The 18,548-nt window shown below is 62.2% G+C and carries 19 protein-coding genes; 16 read left to right on the forward strand and 3 right to left on the reverse strand.

Features of this window, described 5'->3' with window-relative positions:
• Positions 1–4 precede the first annotated feature (4 nt).
• The 10 genes from M2267_RS20580 (at position 5) to M2267_RS20625 (ending at position 8,730) form a co-directional block, all read left to right on the forward strand.
• Positions 5–817 carry a pirin family protein gene (locus tag M2267_RS20580; protein ID WP_429116636.1) on the forward strand — a complete coding sequence of 271 codons (813 nt, stop codon included), beginning with the start codon at positions 5–7 and terminating at the stop codon, positions 815–817.
• Positions 818–1,058: 241 nt separating this feature from the next.
• Positions 1,059–2,216: a Gfo/Idh/MocA family protein gene (locus M2267_RS20585; RefSeq protein WP_043613483.1), complete on the forward strand. Its 1,158-nt coding sequence runs from the start codon at positions 1,059–1,061 to the stop codon at positions 2,214–2,216.
• Between the two features lie 13 nt (positions 2,217–2,229).
• Entirely contained in the window at positions 2,230–3,114 is an 885-nt protein-coding gene (locus tag M2267_RS20590; RefSeq protein ID WP_429116638.1) for a carbohydrate ABC transporter permease, read from the forward strand.
• Positions 3,111–3,968 (forward strand): carbohydrate ABC transporter permease, encoded by an 858-nt coding sequence (locus M2267_RS20595; protein ID WP_429116639.1) that lies wholly within the window; start codon positions 3,111–3,113, stop codon positions 3,966–3,968. The genes M2267_RS20590 and M2267_RS20595 overlap by 4 nt, the downstream gene beginning before the upstream one ends.
• A 38-nt stretch (positions 3,969–4,006) precedes the next feature.
• Positions 4,007–5,236 carry an ABC transporter substrate-binding protein gene (locus M2267_RS20600; RefSeq protein ID WP_429116641.1) on the forward strand — a complete coding sequence of 410 codons (1,230 nt, stop codon included), beginning with the start codon at positions 4,007–4,009 and terminating at the stop codon, positions 5,234–5,236.
• Between the two features lie 95 nt (positions 5,237–5,331).
• A complete protein-coding gene (locus M2267_RS20605) occupies positions 5,332–6,465 on the forward strand; it encodes an ABC transporter ATP-binding protein (protein WP_429116643.1) in 1,134 nt (377 codons plus the stop codon).
• A 154-nt stretch (positions 6,466–6,619) separates the two neighbouring features.
• On the forward strand, positions 6,620–7,396 hold the full coding sequence (locus tag M2267_RS20610) for a helix-turn-helix domain-containing protein (protein WP_429116645.1): 777 nt from the start codon (positions 6,620–6,622) through the stop codon (positions 7,394–7,396).
• 126 nt (positions 7,397–7,522) lie between these two features.
• Complete coding sequence (locus M2267_RS20615; protein WP_429116647.1) at positions 7,523–7,918, forward strand: VOC family protein; 396 nt, start codon at positions 7,523–7,525, stop codon at positions 7,916–7,918.
• A gap of 54 nt (positions 7,919–7,972) precedes the next feature.
• Positions 7,973–8,377: a VOC family protein gene (locus M2267_RS20620; protein ID WP_429116649.1), complete on the forward strand. Its 405-nt coding sequence runs from the start codon at positions 7,973–7,975 to the stop codon at positions 8,375–8,377.
• The gene (locus M2267_RS20625; protein WP_429116651.1) at positions 8,374–8,730 is read left to right on the forward strand and encodes a DUF1801 domain-containing protein; all 357 of its coding nucleotides are present in this window, start codon (positions 8,374–8,376) and stop codon (positions 8,728–8,730) included. The genes M2267_RS20620 and M2267_RS20625 overlap by 4 nt, the downstream gene beginning before the upstream one ends.
• Positions 8,731–8,766: 36 nt before the next feature.
• Here the strand turns inward: M2267_RS20625 and M2267_RS20630 are convergent, their stop codons facing one another.
• Positions 8,767–10,242, reverse strand: a complete 1,476-nt coding sequence (locus M2267_RS20630; RefSeq protein ID WP_429116653.1) for a M81 family metallopeptidase — start codon at positions 10,240–10,242, stop codon at positions 8,767–8,769.
• Between the two features lie 122 nt (positions 10,243–10,364).
• Positions 10,365–10,862 (reverse strand): hypothetical protein, encoded by a 498-nt coding sequence (locus M2267_RS20635; protein WP_429116656.1) that lies wholly within the window; start codon positions 10,860–10,862, stop codon positions 10,365–10,367.
• 114 nt (positions 10,863–10,976) lie between these two features.
• Here M2267_RS20635 and M2267_RS20640 point away from each other — a divergent pair, with 114 nt between their 5' ends.
• The 6 genes from M2267_RS20640 to M2267_RS20665 all read left to right on the forward strand — a co-directional run bounded on the left by M2267_RS20640 (position 10,977) and on the right by M2267_RS20665 (position 17,899).
• Entirely contained in the window at positions 10,977–11,366 is a 390-nt protein-coding gene (locus M2267_RS20640; protein WP_043613462.1) for a RidA family protein, read from the forward strand.
• 72 nt (positions 11,367–11,438) lie between these two features.
• Positions 11,439–12,302 (forward strand): MurR/RpiR family transcriptional regulator, encoded by an 864-nt coding sequence (locus M2267_RS20645; protein WP_043613460.1) that lies wholly within the window; start codon positions 11,439–11,441, stop codon positions 12,300–12,302.
• A gap of 21 nt (positions 12,303–12,323) precedes the next feature.
• Entirely contained in the window at positions 12,324–13,100 is a 777-nt protein-coding gene (locus tag M2267_RS20650) for an SDR family oxidoreductase (protein WP_429116660.1), read from the forward strand.
• A gap of 23 nt (positions 13,101–13,123) precedes the next feature.
• Positions 13,124–15,043: a beta-N-acetylhexosaminidase gene (locus M2267_RS20655; protein ID WP_429116662.1), complete on the forward strand. Its 1,920-nt coding sequence runs from the start codon at positions 13,124–13,126 to the stop codon at positions 15,041–15,043.
• A gap of 11 nt (positions 15,044–15,054) precedes the next feature.
• On the forward strand, positions 15,055–16,497 hold the full coding sequence (locus tag M2267_RS20660; protein WP_429116665.1) for a M81 family metallopeptidase: 1,443 nt from the start codon (positions 15,055–15,057) through the stop codon (positions 16,495–16,497).
• A 181-nt stretch (positions 16,498–16,678) separates the two neighbouring features.
• On the forward strand, positions 16,679–17,899 hold the full coding sequence (locus tag M2267_RS20665; RefSeq protein WP_043613453.1) for an MFS transporter: 1,221 nt from the start codon (positions 16,679–16,681) through the stop codon (positions 17,897–17,899).
• Between the two features lies 1 nt (position 17,900).
• Here the strand turns inward: M2267_RS20665 and M2267_RS20670 are convergent, their stop codons facing one another.
• Entirely contained in the window at positions 17,901–18,539 is a 639-nt protein-coding gene (locus M2267_RS20670; RefSeq protein WP_429116667.1) for a hypothetical protein, read from the reverse strand.
• Positions 18,540–18,548 lie beyond the last annotated feature (9 nt).

Genomic DNA, 18,548 nt, shown 5'->3' on the forward strand with positions numbered 1-18,548 from the left:
GACGATGCTTTATCGAGGGGCCAGAAGTCCTGTCGTCAGGGATGCCGGCGGATTTGTCGCCAGGCTGAACATGCCCGGATGGCTGCCGCCCTGGCCACGCGATCATGGTTATGGTCCCCTGGCGATGGTCGTGGAATCGATGCTTTCGCCGGGTCGGCTGATCGCCATGCACGAGCACCGCAACGACGAAATCCTGTCCTGGGTTCCGGATGGCGTCATGCGCCACAACGACCGCTCGATCGGCGAGCTGGTCATCGACAGCGGACACCTGATGGTGATGAATGCGGGCACGAGCTTCTGGCATTCAGAAGAGACGTTGCCTGATGATCCGCCGCTCAGGATGCTGCAGATCCTCGTGCGCCCGCATAGTCTCGATCTGCCGCCGAACATCCAGCATGGGCCGATTGCCGCCGGGGTGGTCAACGAGTGGCGGCACCTTGTCGGGCCGGAAGGTTGGGCGGCCCCGTTTTTCGTCCGCAGCGCCATCGACATTTTCGATCTCCGGCTCGAGGCCGGGGCAGGGACAGCGTTTCCCCGAGTGGCAGGCCGTCACCTCTATTTCTACGTCTTCTCCGGTGCTATACAGGCGGGTCGAGCCAGTTTCTGCGCGACGGAGCAGGGGCTGCTCCCCTCTGATGAAGGCTTGGACCTTGTCGCCACGCGCGACGCAATGGTCGTTGCGTTCCTGATCGAGCCGGATGCGTCTGTCGCAAGAGGAGGGACGGTCGGTGATCACCGAAAAATCCCGCCGCCCTATCTGGCTCGGCCCTTGCTCGGGCTTCTGCGCTGGCGTGATCGCCTGGTCGGAAAAACGTGAGCCGTGAAAAAGATCGTTCCGCAACGTGCAGTGGTCTGGACCGCTTTCCTCCTGCCGTAGAGTTGCGCTGTGTGCACCCTCTTTAGTTGTCCATGAAATGCCTGCTTTGTCAGCATTTGCCTGAGATATGAAAATGAATTTCACAATTTTACGAAATATGCGGATTTGAGTTGACGGCCTGAAAAAACTGTCCCAGTCTGCGAAAATAAATTACGCCAAAAGGCAGGGGAACAGGACGAGCATGAAAGTTGGCATCATCGGACTCGGATTCCGTTTGGGTTATCTCGGCTATGTCTTCAAGGCCATGGACGAGAGCTTCGAAATTGCCGGATACGTCGATCCGAACCCGGCTGGTCTGGCCACGCTCACCGAAAAAGGCATCTCTCCCGGCAAGGCCTATGCGACACCGCAAGAGCTGATCGCCAACGAGAAGCTCGATCTCCTGATGATCGGCTCGCCCAACCACATGCACCTCGACCATATCCGGATCGGCCTTGAAGCCGGTCTGAAGGTCTTCAGCGAAAAACCGATCGTGACGACGATCCAGGAGAGCCTGGAACTCGCAGCGCTCATGGCGAAGTTCGGTCATGAGCGGCTGATGGTCGGTCTCGTGTTGCGCTACGCGCCCATGTACCGCGATCTCCGCCAGGCGCTTGCCGAAGGCAAGCTTGGCCAGGTGGTCTCGATCGAGGCATCCGAGCATATCGAGCCCTATCATGGCGCCTTCTTCATGCGCGACTGGCGCCGCTACGAGCGCTATTCCGGCAGCTTCATGCTGGAGAAATGCTGCCACGACCTCGACCTCTACAATGGCGTCGTCGGTGCTCGCCCGGAACGCGTCGCGAGCTTCGGTGGCCGCAAGAGCTTCATCCCCGCCAACGATCCGGCCCGCGAAGGCATCAACGACCTCGAACTCTTCCACCGCAAGCCAAGTGGCTGGATGGGGTCTGACAAGGTCTTCGACAGCGACGGCGACATCATCGACTACCAGGTTGCGATCGTCGAATACGCCAATGGCGTCGGCATGAATTTCCACACCAATCTCAACGTGCCGGACCAGTTCCGCCGCTTCTGCATCATGGGCTCGCGCGGCATGGCCGAGGGCGATTTCATCCGCGGCTATTTCGACGTGCACGAGATGCTGACCGGCAAGAAGGTGATCGAGAACAAGTACAAGGCCACCGAACTGTCGCAGCACTACGGTGCCGACGAGCAGATGGCGACCGATATCATCGGCCATGTCCGCGACGGCCGGCCGCTGCCGGTTTCGACGCGCGATGCGCTGGAAGCCGGCATCCTGGCGCTCTCCATGGACGAGGCTCGGCGCAAGAAGAGCGTCATAGACCTCCGGCCCATATGGGACCGCTTCGACGAAGCCCTGCATTCCCGCGCGGCGTAAGGGGAGGCGACGGATGAGTGTTCAACGCAGCACAGTCATCTTCGCCTGGATCCTGCTTCTTCCTGCTGTTCTCTACGTCACGGTGATCGTCGCCTATCCGCTGGTCGACACCTTCATCCTGTCGTTTACGGACGCGTCGCTGAAGAAGACGACCAATTGGGTCGGCTGGACCAACTACGACAAGATCTTCAACGAGACCTTCGCCGAGGTCATCTTCCGGACCTTCGTCTGGACGTTCTTCTCGGTGTCGATCAAGATGATCATCGGCGTTTTCGGCGCAACGATGCTGAACGCAGCCGTGCCCGGCCGAGCGCTGTTCCGCCTGCTCACCATGCCGCCATGGATCGTGCCGATGGCCATCGGCATTTTCATGTGGGGCTGGATGTACAACGGCCAGTTCGGCATGATCTCCGGCGTGCTGCAGAACCTCGGCCTCACCAATGGGCCGATCGCTTTCCTGGCGCGGGGCGAAACCGCCTTCTGGGCGACGATCGTCACCGACGTGTGGATCGGCGTGCCGCTGGTGACGCTCTATATGCTGGCGGCCATGCAGGCGATCCCGCAGGATCTCTACGAGGCCGCCTGGACCGACGGGGCAGGGCGCTTCTATCGCTTCCGCCGCATCACGCTGCCGCTGCTCGTGCCGTCGCTGATCACCATGTCGATGTTGTCGCTGATTGCGACCTTCAACTCCTTCGACATCATCTGGATCCTCACCCAGGGCGGTCCCAATGGTGAGACGACCACGATGATCATTGACACCTATCGCACCGCGATCGGGTCGAAAAAATACGGCGAAGGGGCGGCGCGTGCGGTGCTGATCTGCATCTTCCTGTCGATCTTCTGCTTTGCCTATTTCCGGGTCACCAGCCGTCTTTCTCAGGGGGAACAGAAATGAGCCAGCCGGCCCTGATCAATCGCTACCGCTGGTACGAGCTTGTCGGCATCTATGCGGGCATCTTCGTCTTCCTCGCCTTCATCCTGTCGCCCTTCGTCGAGGGCTTCCTGGTGTCGCTGAAGCCGCTCGGGCTGCTGTTTTCGTCGCCCTATCGCTTCTGGCCGGAAAACGGGTCGTTTGCCGCCTACTTTACGATGTGGGAGAGCGTGCCGGGCTTTGCCCGCTACATCTTCAATTCCTTCTTCATCTCCACCATCGTCACGGCCATCGTGCTGGTGTTGGTCATTCCTGCTGCCTACGCTTTTGCCCGCTTCAACTTCCGCGGTGCCGGCGTGCTGCTCGGCGCATTCCTCGCCGTCAACATGTTCTCGGGCGCGGTGCTGTTGATCCCGCTCTTCCGGCTGATGCGCACCTTCGGCGTGCTCAACACCTATCTGGCGATGATCGTGCCGGGCGTCGCCTTCCTGATCCCGTCTGCGATCTGGTTGCTGCGCACCTACATGATGCGCATCCCGCGCGAACTGGACGAGGCTGCCTTCGTCGACGGCGCCAGCCACTTCTATACGCTGCGCCGGGTGATCCTGCCGATCGCCATGCCCGGTATCACCGTGGTGGCGATCACCACCTTCATCGGCGCCTATGCCCAGCAGTTCATCTACGCGCTGACCTTCAATTCCAAGAGCGAATTCATGCCGCTGCCTGTCGGTCTCTTTGCCTATTTCGGACGCCAGGAGGTGGTCTGGAACGAGCTGATGGCCGCGAGCTTTGTCGGCATCGCGCCGGCCGTCGTCGTGATCTTCCTCTTGCAACGCTATCTCGTCAGCGGGCTGACCGCGGGCGCGGTGAAACAATAAGACTTAAGTCAACCACCAGAGAACGGGAGCATAAAAACGTGTCTATCCAATTCAAGACGGGGGTGCTCGCCCTTGCCCTGCTCGGCTCGACCGCGCTCGGCGCCGTGACCGCCAAGGCGGCCGACCAGGAGATCAGCTGGATCTACTGCGGCGACACCATGGATGCGGTGCACGAGAAGTACATCAAGCAGTGGGAAGAGAAGAACCCGGGCTGGAAGGTGACCCCGGAAGTCGTCGGCTGGGCCCAGTGCCAGGACAAGGCAACGACGCTTGCTGCCGCCGGCACGCCGGTCGCCATGGCGTATGTCGGTTCGCGCACGCTGAAGGAATTCGCCCAGAACGACCTTATCGTCCCCGTTCCGATGACGGACGAGGAGAAGAAGAGCTACTATCCCAACATCGTCGACACCGTGACCTTCGACGATAACCAGTGGGGCGTTCCGATAGCGTTTTCGACCAAGGCGCTCTATTGGAACAAGGATCTGTTCAAGCAGGCCGGTCTTGATCCGGAAACGCCGCCGAAGACCTGGGCCGAAGAGATCGCGTTCGCCAAGCAGATCAAGGAAAAGACCGGCGTCGCCGGCTATGGTCTTCCGGCCAAGACCTTCGACAACACCATGCACCAGTTCATGCACTGGGTTTACACCAACAACGGCAAGGTCATCGACGGCGACAAGATCGTCATCGACAGCCCGGAAGTTCTGGCAGCGCTCCAGGCTTACAAGGACATCACGCCCTATTCCGTCGAAGGTGCAACCGCCTACGAACAGAACGAGATGCGGGCCATCTTCCTGGACGGCAAGGTCGGCATGCTTCAGTCGGGTTCCGGTGCAGCCGTTCGCCTGAAGGACACCAAGGTCAATTGGGGAGTCGCGCCGCTGCCGCTCGGCCCCTCGGCCAAGGGCGAGGGCACGCTGCTCATCACCGACAGCCTGGCGGTCTTCAAGGGGTCGGGCGTCGAGGAGAAGGCGATCGAGTTCGCCAAGTTCATCACCTCGCCCGGTCCACAGGGCGAATATGAACTGCAGGGTGCTGCCGGCCTGACGCCGCTTCGGCCGTCGCCGATGGTCGATGAATTCGTCAAGAAGGATCCCTACTGGAAGCCGTTCATCGACGGTATCGCCTTTGGTGGTCCCGAGCCGCTCTTTACCGATTACAAGGGCTTCCAGAACGTCATCATCGAGATGGTCCAGTCGGTCGTGACCGGCAAGGCCGAGCCGGCCGACGCCTTGAAGAAGGCGGCTGCCGACCTCGAAGAGTACAAGTAAGGCCACCGGGGCCGCGCGCCGACAAGATCGGTTCGCGGCCCCACCTAACTCTGCTATAAATGAGCCGCTTCTCGCCGGTGGCCGGAGACAGTTTCTTGGGACAGCTCAATCTCAATCGGGTTCAGAAATTCTACGGGACATTCGAGGTGCTGAAAGGCATCGATCTCGAAGTCAGGAACGGTGAGTTCGTCGTTTTCGTCGGACCCTCCGGTTGCGGCAAGTCGACCTTGCTCAGGATGATCGCTGGTCTCGACGAGACCAGCTCGGGGGACATCCTGATCGAGGGCAAACGCGTCAACGACCTGCCGCCGGTCAAGCGCGGCATCGCCATGGTCTTCCAGTCCTACGCGCTTTATCCGCACATGAGCGTCTTCGAGAATATCGCCTTTCCGCTTCGCGTGGAAAAGATGGCTGAGGAGAAGCTGAAAGCCAAGGTGGAGCATGCGGCGCGCATCCTGCACCTCGACCAGCGGCTGCAGCAAAAGCCGGGCATGCTATCGGGCGGTCAGCGTCAGCGTGTCGCGATCGGGCGGGCGATCGTGCGCGAGCCGAAGATCTTTCTCTTCGATGAGCCGCTCTCGAACCTCGATGCGGCGCTTCGCGCCGACATGCGCATCGAACTGGCGAAACTGCACCGGCAATTGCGGGCAACGATGATCTACGTCACGCACGACCAGGTCGAGGCGATGACGATGGCGGACCGGATCGTCGTTCTCAATGCCGGCCAGATCGCCCAGACCGGCGCGCCGCTCGAGCTCTATCACAAGCCGGCCAACACCTTCGTTGCCGGCTTCATCGGCAACCCGAAGATGAACTTCCTGCCGGTCACCTGCAAGGGCGTCAGCGACGCGGGTGTCGAGGTCGATTACAAGGGGCAGTCGGTGGTCGTTCCGGTCGTGCCGCAAGCAGGCCTCGCCGGTCGGACGCTGACACTCGGGGTTCGTCCGGAACATATCGTGCTCGGCACCGGCGACCTGACGCTCAAGGTGACGCCGACAGTCATCGAACGTCTCGGTGCCCACACGGTTGCCTATGCCGCGATCGGCGGAGAAGGTGAGAACTTCTGCGCCATGTTGCCGGGAACGGCGGCGATCCAGCCGGAACAAACTGTGCAGGCCGGTATCCGTACGCCCGATTGCCACCTCTTCGACGAGGCCGGTATAGCGCTCGAACGTCGCGTCGAGTTGACCGACATCGATATGGGCGTGCTCAATCCCGCGGCTGCCTGAAACCAGGGACCAGGATCACGGTCGCGTCCGATCAGGGCGCGGCCAGTGCTTGGTGGTATGGCTGGATATTCGGCGGTTCTGTCTGTAAAAATCGCCCGTCGCTGGCGCCATTCCTCCTGTTCAAAGGCGATCAAGCGCACTCGGATAGGGCATCATGACGCTTGGCCGCTATACGGAGCTTCCTCATCTCGTTGACGCCAATGCCGGGATCGAAGCCGTCTGGGCGTCTGTCAGCCGCAACGAAGGCAGCTATCGGGTCCTGCCGGATGGGCGATGCGACATCATCCTCAGGTTTGCGCTCAAGGCTTCGCCAATCCGCGACCTGATGCCGATCGTGACCGGTCCAACGACGGGCTATTACGACGTCCCGCTGGAGCCGGGTGCCGCCTTCGTCGGCGTGCGGCTGAGGCCCGGCCATTTTCAGAGAATTCTCGGGCTGGAGCCGATCCGGTTGCACGGTGACGCGCTGATCGGCGCGGCCGCTCTGGGCCAATGGCCCGACCTCGCCGCCCTCTGCGCACCGGCATTGGACCAGCAGGAACTTGCCGGTCGGCTGGTTCAGTTCGTCCGCAAGCGCGATGCCGAGAGTGACTTTGAGGTGACACCGCTCAGCCGCAACATTGTAAGCGCGCTGCACGCCTCCGGTGGTCGGTTGCGCATCGCCGAGCTCGCCGCGATGCACGGTGTCTCCGAGCGCACCGCCAGACGCATCCTCCTTCACGCGACGGGTCTTACGCCGAAGGCGTTTGCGGCGATCATCCAGTTTCATCGGGCCCTGCGTCTTTTGCGCGATCACCGCCTCAGCCCCGCCGATGCCGCGTTCGAAGCCGGCTTTGCCGACCAATCCCACATGACCCGGGTCTTCCGGCGGTTGGGCGGGTTCTCGCCGGCGCGCTTGCCCGACGTCACGCTGGTGACGATCTCGGACTGATGTCCGAATTGTTCAAGAACGGAGCCCGGCAATGAACGATGATCGCCCGTAACTGTTCGCGATGCTTCGGGCGCACGCTTCGCGCGTGGCCGATCTTGGCGGCGGGCAACCCTTGGAGACGAAACCATGACTGTCCGTTTCGGATACACGATCCTCTATGTTCCCGACGTGCCGGCAACGGTCTCGTTCTATGAGGCGGCGTTCGGTCTGAAGCGCGGGTTCGTGCATGAAAGCAACCTCTATGCGGAGATGCAGACCGGTGAGACGGCTCTGGCCTTTGCCAGCGAGACCATGGCGGAGCTGAATGGTTTTGCCGTTCGCGCGAACCGCAAGGGTGACCTCGCTGCCGGTTTCGAAATCGCGCTCGTCTGCTCGGCGCCGCAAGAGGCCTATGAGATGGCGGTCTCTGCCGGAGCATCACCGGTGAAGCCGCCGGAAGAAAAGCCGTGGGGGCAGGTGGTCGGCTATGTCCGCGATCTCAACGGCTGCCTTGTCGAGCTCTGCTCCGCGATGCCCGCTTAGCGGCCGGCACGACCGCGCAACCCACGAACGGCATAACTCAGGAGGAACCCGCCTGTGCGCCCGACCACTGCCTCGCCCTGTATTACGACCAACCGGATTGCCGCGTCGCGGGACTTTTACCAGACATACTTCTCTGCGCGGCTGACCTTCGACTGCGGCTGGTACATCAGCCTGGAACTGGGCCAAGGCCTGTCGCTGCAATTCATGGAACCGCAACAGGGGCAGCCCGTGTGCAACACCGAAGGCCTCACCTATAATCTCTGTGTCGAAGATGTCGATGGCGAGTATCGCCGGATCACGGCGGCAGGCCTTGCCGCGGCACTACCGATCGAGGATCACCCTTGGGGAGATCGCGGCTTTGCGGTGAAGGACCCGAACGGCGTGCTGCTCTACATCTACTCCAACCGCGAACCCGCGCCGGAGTACAAGCCGTTTGTCATCGCCTCGGGTGCCGCATGACGGATGATCGGATCCGTGCCCTTCTGCGGGAGATCGAGCTTCATCGCGGCGATCAGGTCGCGATCATCACCCGACTGCGGGAAATCGCGCTCGCCTCGGGCCCTGCGATCACCGAAGAGGTGAAGTATGGCGGCATCCTGTTTTCGTCCGGTGATAGCTTCTGCGGCGCGTTTTCTTACGCAGAGCACGTGACGCTGGAATTTAGCCGGGGCGCCGCCTTGCCCGATCCGCATGCCGTCCTGGAAGGCTCGGGCAAGCTTCGCCGCCACATCAGGCTGCTGCGCCCAGCGGATATAGATGCGAAACACGTTGCACAGTACATCGAGATGGCCCGCCAGGCCGCCGATCGCTGAAGGAGCGGTCGCAGCCGGCGACGATGCCGCAAATCGTCAGGCCGCGCCCTTCTCGGTTGCGTGCGGGTTCTCCACCTTCGGCCAGATATTCTTCGGCGCGCGCTTGTAGTCGGTCCTGGCCGGATTGTTTGGGTAGGGCGTGCCGGCCGAGCAATAGAGGATTTCCGCCGCGATCTTGGAGAACGAGGCGTAGAAGTGGTTGGTCGACTTGATGACCAGGATCTTCTTTTCCGTCGGGTCGATGCCCATCACCGAAAACAGGCTCGGATCGAAGCTTTGCGCCCGGGTCGAATTGAGGATGATGTCGATACCCTTGAAACGGATGTGAGCCGCATCTCCGAAGGGAGCGAAGCTCTCGCCGAAGCGCATCTCGGCATTCCGCACCAGCTTGACCACCTTGACCGTGCCATCGACCGGATTGCCGGTTCCCGGCGCCGACTTGGCGCCGAAGCGCAAGGGGATTTCGGCGCCTTCGCCCGCCGCCATGCAGATCTGCACCGCCATCGGATCCCAGATCGTGCCGACCGCAACGTCGGTCGCGCCGCGGGCGAGCAATTCTTCAAGCAGCACCGTCGCGTCGCCGGCCGTGCCGCCGCCCGGGTTGTCCCAGACATCGGCGATGACGACGGGCCCTCTGGTTGCCGCGAGCGCCTCGTCGACCGCCTGCTTCTCGTCGATCTGCGGCATGATGAAGGTGCCGCGGTGGGAGAAAAGTTCGAGACCCAATTCCCGCGCGAGGCTCGCGCCTTTCTCCGGCTTGCCGTTGGTGACGGCAAGCAGCTTCGTTCCCATTTCCGGGACGTCGCCGGCCATGAAGCCGTGAATCACGGAGAGCGATAGCACGTCGGCGTCTTCCTTCTCGATCCGCATCAGCTTGTCGACGAAGGAGCGCATCGGATCGCGTGAGGTCGGATAGACGTCGATCATCCGACAGTCGAAGATCGACATGACGGGCGTGACGCGGCCTTCGAGCGTGTCGACGGCGATCTTCCAGAGATCCTCCGCCCGGTCGACGAAGTCGGTGTGCGGGAATTCCTTGAAGTAGACGAAGAAGTTCGACGCGGCGGCGCGCTTGGCGGTCAGGTGGCTATGGGGGTCGAGTTCGGCGCAGACGAGAATATCGGGGCCGACGATTGCGCGCACGCGCGTCAGCAGGTCGCCTTCGGGGTCTTCGTAACCATCGGCGACCATCGCGCCGTGCAGGCCGAGCACCACGGCGTCGACGGGCATGGCGGCGCGCAACTGGCCAAGGATCTCGTCGCGCAGGCCTTCATAGGTTTCACGGTTGACGAGGCCAGCCGGGTCCGCCCAGGTCGCGGTCCCCTCGATCAGGTCCCAGCCCTTCTCAGCGCAGACGCGTCGGCCGACGGTGATCGGCGCCGTGCAAAGCGTCGGCGTTTCCGGGTGTTCTCCCGGCGGAGCGTAGAGCGAGGCTTCGAAGGCCCTGCGGTCGATGCAGATCGGAGAGAAGGTGTTGGTCTCGGTCGCAAGCGCCGCTGTGAAGATCCGCAATGCCGTTGCCTTTTCTATCGCGTCACGCCCGCAGCGCCGCTTATCCGGCCGGATGAGCGAAAGCCGCTGCAAGCTCTAAGTCTGGCGCATGATTTTTCCCGGACGGGTGACGATCCAGGAAATTATGCGGAAACCGCGCCCATCGGGTTTGGCAGGTAGCCGGTAAAGCCGGCGATCTTCCAGCGTCCCTCATGCAGAAGGCAGTAATAGACCGTCTGCCATTTCAGGATGTCGACGCTGCCGTCCGTCTTCTTCAGGCTGCCGTCGAACTTCTTGCGCGCCAGCGCCTGCTCGCCGTTGATCTCGATGTCCTCGAGCGTCGTCGTGGTGAAGATCGCAGTGCGCGGGTCTTCGGCAAAGCTCTGTGTCGCAAAATCCTGCGCCTGGCGCAGCCACTCTTCGCGATAGGCGGCGAGCGACGGGAACGTCAGTCGCCAATTGTCCGGATTGGTTTCGCGCCGTCCGTCGATGCCGATGAAGCTCTCTCCGACGAAATCGTCTGCAACCATCGACCAGTCGGCTGCCAGAAAGGCAGTAATGTCGCGGGAGACCAGCATCTCCCAGATCGAGTGGCGTGCAGCATCGGAAGAGGGGAATGGATTGAGAAAAGGATCCCGCATATTCGCGCCCTGGATTGAAATTCTTTTCATGAATGGTGTTTTTCGCTAGCCAAATTCAGCTTTCTATGGTCACTTGTCAACGATCAAAGAAAATAATTTGCAAGAAGGCTCAAGATGACGATCAAGCGCTATGGTGCGGAACAGGTCGGCGCTGGCGGCAAACCTTTGCCCTTTGCGCGCGCTGTCGAGGCGGACGGCTGGCTCTATGTCTCCGGTCAGGTCGCCATGGAAAACGGCGAGATCATCGAGGGCGGGATCATCCCCCAGACCCACAAGACGATCGCCAATGTGATGGCCATCCTGGCGGAAGCCGGCTACGGCCCGGAGCACGTGGTTCGTTGCGGCGTATGGCTCGACGATCCCCGGGACTTCTGGACATTCAACAAGATCTACCAGGAGTACTTCGGCGCGCATCCGCCGGCACGGGCCTGCGTCCAGTCGTCGATGATGGTCGATTGCAAGGTCGAGATCGACTGCGTGGCCTATAAGCCGAAGGAAGGCTGATCCTGGAGCGGGAGCGGTTTTCGGTCCGCAGCCCGCTCTCATTCGTGATCCGAAGCAAGGCGTAAGCGGGCGATGGACATCTTCGCGACACTGCAGGAAGAAAAAGGGCGGCTCTCCCAATCGGAAAACCGCATTGCCGATATTCTCCTGAACGACTTCGAGTTCGCGGTAAACGCCTCCATCATCGAGCTCGCGGGCAAGGCGGACGTTTCGCCGCCGACGGTCACCCGCTTCTGTCGCCGGCTGGGCTGTGACAGTTTCTCCGACTTCAAGGTGCAGCTTGCGCGCACCGCCTACATCGGCATGCGCTACCTGAAGCCCGAGCCGAAGAGCCGCGAGACCGGCGACGTCGCCCAGGACATCATCACCAAGTCGCAGAACGCGCTGTTCTTGCTGCATCGTTCGCTCGATCTGGCCGCGATCGAACAGGCGGTCGAGCGGATTGCCTCAGCGGAAATGATCTACGCCTTTGGTTCCGGTGGCAATTCGTCGATGATCGCCGGCGAACTTCAAAACCGGCTCTTTCGTTTCGGGCTGCGCATCACGTCCAGCTCTGATCACAGCATGCAACTGATGATGACGGCGGCGGCCCGGCCGACGGACGTGCTGATCGGCTCGTCCTTTTCCGGCCGTAACGCCGAACTGGTGCGCGCCTTCACGCTCGCGCGCGAACTGAAAGTGCCGACCATCGCACTGACGCAGAGCGGCAGCCCGGTGGCCAACGCTGCCAGCATCACCGTTCCGGTCGATCTGCCCGAGGGCAACAACATCTACCGTCCCACCTCCACCCGCATCGCCTATCTGGCGTTGCTCGACATCCTCTCCAGTCTCGTCGCCTACCGGGTTCAGCCGCAGGCGACAGCCACACTTCGGCGCATCAAACAGCAACTGGTGACGCACCGCGACGGTGACGACCGCCAGCTTCTCGGAGACTGACGTGCCGCGAAAGGTCAACGCATGACGCAATCTCTCGCGATCGTCACCGGTGCCGCCGGCGATATCGGCCGTGCCATCGCCCGCAAGCTTTCCGACGACCATGACGTGGTCCTGCTCGTCGACATCGATGCGGAGGCCGCCGAAAAGGCAGCACGGGCGCTTGGCGACGATAAGCGCTTCGTCGCTGTCGCCTGTGACGTGACCAACGCGACAAGCGTTGCTGCGATGGCAGCAAGGGCCGCAGAGAAGGGCGCTGTCCGCACCCTCGTCAACAATGCTGGTGCTGCCCGTGCCGTCAGCCTGCACGACACGACGCCGGAGATCTGGCGCATGGACAATGCTCTGAACCTTGAGGCGGCCTTCCTCACTTTTCGCGCAGTCGAGGACATGCTGAAAGAAACCCACGGTTCGGTCGTCAACATCGCCTCGGTCAACGGCATGAACGTCTTCGGCCACCCGGCCTATAGCGCCGCCAAGGCTGGCCTCCTGCACCTGACCCGACTGATCGCGGTCGAGTACGGCAAGTTCGGCATCCGCTCAAATGCGGTGGCGCCCGGTACGGTGCGCACCCAGGCCTGGGAGGCGAGGGCGGCATCGAACCCGGACGTATTCGAAGAGGCGCGCCGCTGGTATCCGCTGCAGCGCATCGTCAATCCCGATGACGTCGCCAATGCCGTGCACTTCCTGACAGGCCCGCTGGCGGCCGCCATTTCGGGCGTCTGCCTGCCTGTCGATTGCGGCCTGACCGCCGGACAGGCGGAGTTGGCCCGCACGTTCTCGCAATCAAGCCACTACTGACATAAGCATTCTGGAGGATGAGCATGCACCCGGTTTCCTACCGTCTCGAGGCGTCCTGGCAGCCGGATGGCGGGCCGTTCGGGCGGTTTACCTTCACGCTGTTCAATTTCTCCGGAGCGCCGCTTTCCGGTTTCAGGATCGTCTACACCTCGCTCACCCGGGTGATTGATCCTAAGGCCTGCGACAATGCCGTATTCCTGCGCCGCAACGCCAACTTTCACGAATTCGCGCCGCCAACGGGGCTGACGATCGAAAACGGCGAGAGCTGGACCTTCACTGTCAGCGGCCTGCACCGCAATGCGCGCCACTGCACCGATGGTGCGAAGTCTGCCTATCTGACGCTTGCCGATGGCCGGCACGTGCCGGTTGCCGTCTCCGACCTGCTGCTTGAAAATGCTGTCAGTGAGCCGCCGCCAGTGCGGCTGCCGGAAGGCAAGCTCGATCAGCCCTATGCGTTGCAGCCCTGGCCGGCGAAGCTCGAGCTTCGTGCTGGAGACGGATTCCCCGTCGTTCTCTATCCGGCGGTCGGCGCGTCGGGCGAGGATGTCGCAGCCATCGATACGGTTCTGGCGATGTACCACCGCCTTTTCTCGGCGGGTCACGCCCCCTTCAGCCTGGCGGCCTCGAAGCAGGGGCGGGCGATTGTCTTTGCCGCCGACGCTGGTCTTAAGGCTGAGGCCTATCGGCTCGACTTTTCCGAGACCGAAATTCGCCTCAGCTTTGGCGGCAGCGCTGGCCGCCAATATGGTTTGACCAGTCTGGTCCAACTTCTGGACGGGGCACGCAACCATCCGAACAAGTTCCGCTTTCCGGCGAGCGGCACAATTTCGGATGCGCCGCGTTACAGCTGGCGCGGTTGCCACCTCGACGTCTCCCGCCAGTTCTATCCGACGGCGGATGTGGCGCGGCTGATCGACATTCTCGCCTGGTTCAAGCTCAACGTTTTCCATTGGCATTTGACCGACGACGAGGCCTGGCGCCTGGAGATCAAGGCCTATCCGCAGCTGACGACGCTTGGCGTGTTGCGCGGGCCGGATGAGCCGCTGTTGCCGCAACTCGGCAACGGTGCTGAGCCCGTCGGCGGCTTCTACAGCCAGGAGGACGTCAAGGCGATCGTCGCGCAGGCGACGGCGCTGCATGTCGATGTCGTGCCGGAGATCGACATCCCCGGCCACAGCACGGCGACCCTGGTGGCGCTGCCGGATCTGACCGACGGCCAGGAGGCACCGGAGAGCTACCACTCGGTTCAGGGCTATCCCAACAATGCGCTCAACCCGGCCGTTGCCTTCACCTACGAGTTTCTGGAGAAGGTCCTCGACGAGATGGTCGAGCTTTTCCCGAGCGCCTACATCCATATCGGCGGCGACGAAGTGGCGAACGGTTCGTGGCTCGCTTCGCCGCTGGCCAAGAAGCTGATGGAGCAGGAGGGCATCTCCGGCACCTTCGCGCTGCAATCCTACTTCCTGAAACGGGTCAAGCAGATGCTGACGGCGCGTGGCCGCAAGCTCGCCGGCTGGAACGAGGTGGCGCATGGCGGCGGTGTCTCGACCGAAGATACGCTGCTGATGGCCTGGGAGCGGCCGGAGGTCGGGATCGAGCTCGCGCGCGAAGGCTATGATGTGGTGATGACCCCCGGCCAGGCCTATTACCTCGACATGGCGCAGGCCGATGCCTGGCAGGAGCCGGGCGCAAGCTGGGCCGGTACGGCGACACCTGCGCACACCTATGGCTACGAGGCCGAGGGCGAGTTCCCGGACGAATTGAAGGCCCGCCTCAGAGGGGTGCAGGCCTGCATCTGGTCCGAGCATTATCTTTCGCGGGGCTACTTCAACCGTCTCGTCTTCCCGCGGCTTCCGGCGATCGCCGAAGCGGCATGGACACCGAAGTCGGCGAAGGACTGGCTGCGCTTTGCGGCCATCGCGCCGCTTAGCCCGAACCTCTGAGGGGAAAGCCCATGCGCATTGCCGTTGGTGGGATCCATACCGAATGCAGCACCTACTCGCCTGTCCTGATGACGGAGGAAGATTTTCGCGTGCTGCGCGGACAGGCGCTGCTGGACGCCGAATACTTCGGGTTTATGAAGGCAGAAGGCGTCGAGCATCTGCCGCTGCTACATGCGCGCGCCGTGCCCGGCGGTCCGGTGTCGCGTCCGACCTACGACGCCTTCAAGGCGGAATTCCTCGACAAGCTGCGTGAAGCCCTGCCGATCGACGGCCTCTATCTCGCCATGCACGGCGCCATCAAGGTCGACGGGGTGGACGATGCGGAGGGGGACTGGATCTCGGCCGCCCGCGCTGTCGTCGGCCCCGATTGCCCGATTGCGGCCAGTTACGACCTGCATGGCAATGTCAGCCAAGAGATCATCGACCAGCTCGACATCTTTGCCGCCTATCGTACCGCGCCGCATATCGACACGCCGGAGACCATGACCCGCGCCTGGTCGATGCTCGTCTCGGCGCTGAGAGACGGCACGCGTCCCGGCATCGCCTGGGCACCGGTTCCGGTCCTGCTTCCCGGCGAATGCACATCGACGGAGGACGAGCCGGCAAAGTCGCTTTACGCGCAACTGCCCGAAATGGATAAGCGGCCGGGCGTTCTCGATGCCAACCTGATGGTCGGTTATGTCTGGGCCGACGAGCCGCGGGCGACCGCCTGTGCGGTGGTAACTGCCACCGATAGGGCGGCGGCCAAACGGGCAGCGGAGGAGATTGCCGCCGGCTACTGGTCTGAACGTCGAAACTTCCGCTTCGGTCCCGTGACGGGGCCGCTGAACGAAATGCTCGATGTAGCCGAGCACGCAACGACGACGCCGATCATTCTTGCGGATTCCGGCGACAACCCGACCGGCGGCGGCGTCGGCGACCGCGCCGATGTGCTGAAGGCGCTGCTCGCCCGCGGCTGGCGGGGCGCCTTGATTGCCGGTATCACGGACCTGCCGGCGGTCGAAGCCTGCTTTGCCGCCGGTACCGGCGAAACGTTGATGCTCAAGATTGGCGGCAGCCTCGATCCGGCAAGCCCCCGCGCAGAAATGCTGGCTGAGGTCGTCACGCTTGACGATCCCGGGCCTGCGAAAGAGCGGCAGGCGGTGGTGCGTGTCGGCGCGATCGATGTGGTCATCGCGGCACGCCGCAGGCCCTACCACAACATCGAGGATTTCCGGCGGCTGGGCCTCGACCCCAAGGCGGTGCGGCTGCTCGTCGTCAAGTCGGGCTATCTTTCGCCTGAACTGGCGCCGATCGCCAACCCCAACCTGATGGCCCTGACTGACGGGGTCGTCAATCAGGACATAGAGGGGCTCGCAAGCCTGCGCCGTCAGCGACCGGCCTATCCGTTTGACCAGGACTTTGCCTTCGAACCTGTCGCCCGCTTTTCGGCGCGTTGGTCGAGCGGCGCCTGAGACATGTTTCGCACTTTCCCTCCCCGATTTTCGGGTAGGGCTTTCCTCAAAGCGCCGCGCGTCGTTCGACGCGCAAGGAGCGCTGAAACGACTTGGCCTTCCGCATAACACCGTCCTTAAATCGATCACAATTTAAGCGATTGTGCGATATCCTCCACCCGCTTCGCGGACACGTTCTAGCATGACCTCCACCATTCTCAGCGCGATGCGCAACCCGGCCATGCGGATCAGCATGCTGGCAATCTTCCTGTTCGGGTTTGCCGGTGCGGCCACCTCGCCCTATCAGTCCGTCGTCGGTATCAACGAACTGGGGCTCAGCGATGCCGTCTATTCGCTGCTGATCCTGCTTGCCTCGACGGTGAACGTCATCGTCAGCGTTTCGATCGGCATTCTGGCCGATCGCGTCGGCAACTATCGACTGCTGATGTCGACGGCGATCTTTTTCGGCGTTGTCGGCTACGGCATCGTCTATGTGCTCCCGCACCAGATGAGTTTCGTCGTCAGCGTCCTTTTGCTGTTGCCGATCTACGGCGCGGTCTACACGCTGCTTTTCGCCAATGTGCGCAGTATCGCCCGGCGGATGAGCGGCCATGACGCTGCGTCGCTGACGACAGGCGCCCGCGCGGCCATATCCGTGTCCTGGGTTCTGGTGCCCGGACTGGTCGGCTTTGCGCTCGCCGGCGGCGACAGCATGTTGCCGGCCTATCTGCTCGCCTGTCTCGGTTGCCTCGCCAATCTGCTGATCGTCTATTTCAAGCTGCCCAACGAAAGCGGGGCCGACGCATCGCTCGGCAAGCGGCTTTCGTACTGGACGTCATTTCGGGAGATCCTGGCGCCGCGGATTTTCCTGCGCGTCATCGCGGTTGCGATCATCACCTCGTCGCTGCACGTCAACGCCGCCGTGCTGCCCCTGATCATGACCGACGAGATTGGCGGCAGCGTCACCGATATCGGCATCATCGTCGGTATCGTCGCCTTCCTCGAAGTCGTGTTCATCTTCGTCTGGGCGCGCATCCAGCTGAGCCTCGTGCCATTTAAGGCGCTCGCGCTCGGCACCGCGATCTATATCGGCTACATGGTGCTGCTCGGCTTCTCGACTGCGACCTGGCAAATCTACGCGCTGACGCTGATCAGCGCCTTTGGCGCCGCCGCGTTGATCACGATCCCGATAAGCTACCTCCAGGACCTGATTGCCGACCGGCCAGGATTGGGGAGCTCGCTGCTCGCCGTGAACCTTTTCCTGAGCGGCGGTCTTTGTGCTGGGCTTTTTGCACTCGGCACGCGGATCAGCGATTACTCGGGCACCGCCCTGCTTGGCGGTGCCGGGGGCCTTGCCGGGCTGGTGCTGCTGCTCGCGCTCGACGGCGACAAATCAGGGAAGAAAACAGTCCGGCGCTCGTGAGTCAGTCCCAGGGCTCGTCGACAAAAGTGCAGGTGAACTTTGTCTGATTGTCCTGGAGACACCTCTTCTTCTGATCGGCGAGGATCATGATCCTTGCGAAGAAGCGCGAAAAGTCGGCCTTGCTGGAGGTAAAGGTGGCGATCCCCAAAGCGTGCGCCTGGGCCTGCGCCACGCAGGTCGCCAATTCCTGATCGGGGACATCGCTGTTTGCAACGATGACGGCTCGGTCAAACCGTCCTTCCGCGGAATAGTTCACGGCGGAAGCGCAGTTCGGTACGCCAGTTGCCGCAGCATCGTTCAGTAGCCGCACGTAGTAGGCATCGAAGCCGAAATCTTCGATTTTGCTGACGTCGACCCGGCCATCCTTGACGACGTCCTTTCTGAAGATCACGCCGATGGTGTTTCTTCCAAGGCCCGGTTGTGCCTTGGTCTCAAGTCCGGCGGCCATGGCGATCATTTGAATTGTCGAGAAGACCACGTCCCTCTTCTTGGTCTCCCCTTGGCTCATTCCGACGCCGATAAACTCCGGGAAGGCGGTAAAATGCCGTTCGCCGTTGCGAACAGGGCCGAAGAAACTCACGGTCTGGGCGAGCGCGGACGAGGCAACAAAGACGCTCGCAAGAAGCCCGGTGGCAAACATCAGATGTCT

The organism is Ensifer sp. KUDG1, from assembly GCF_050434285.1.
Classification (GTDB): domain Bacteria; phylum Pseudomonadota; class Alphaproteobacteria; order Rhizobiales; family Rhizobiaceae; genus Ensifer.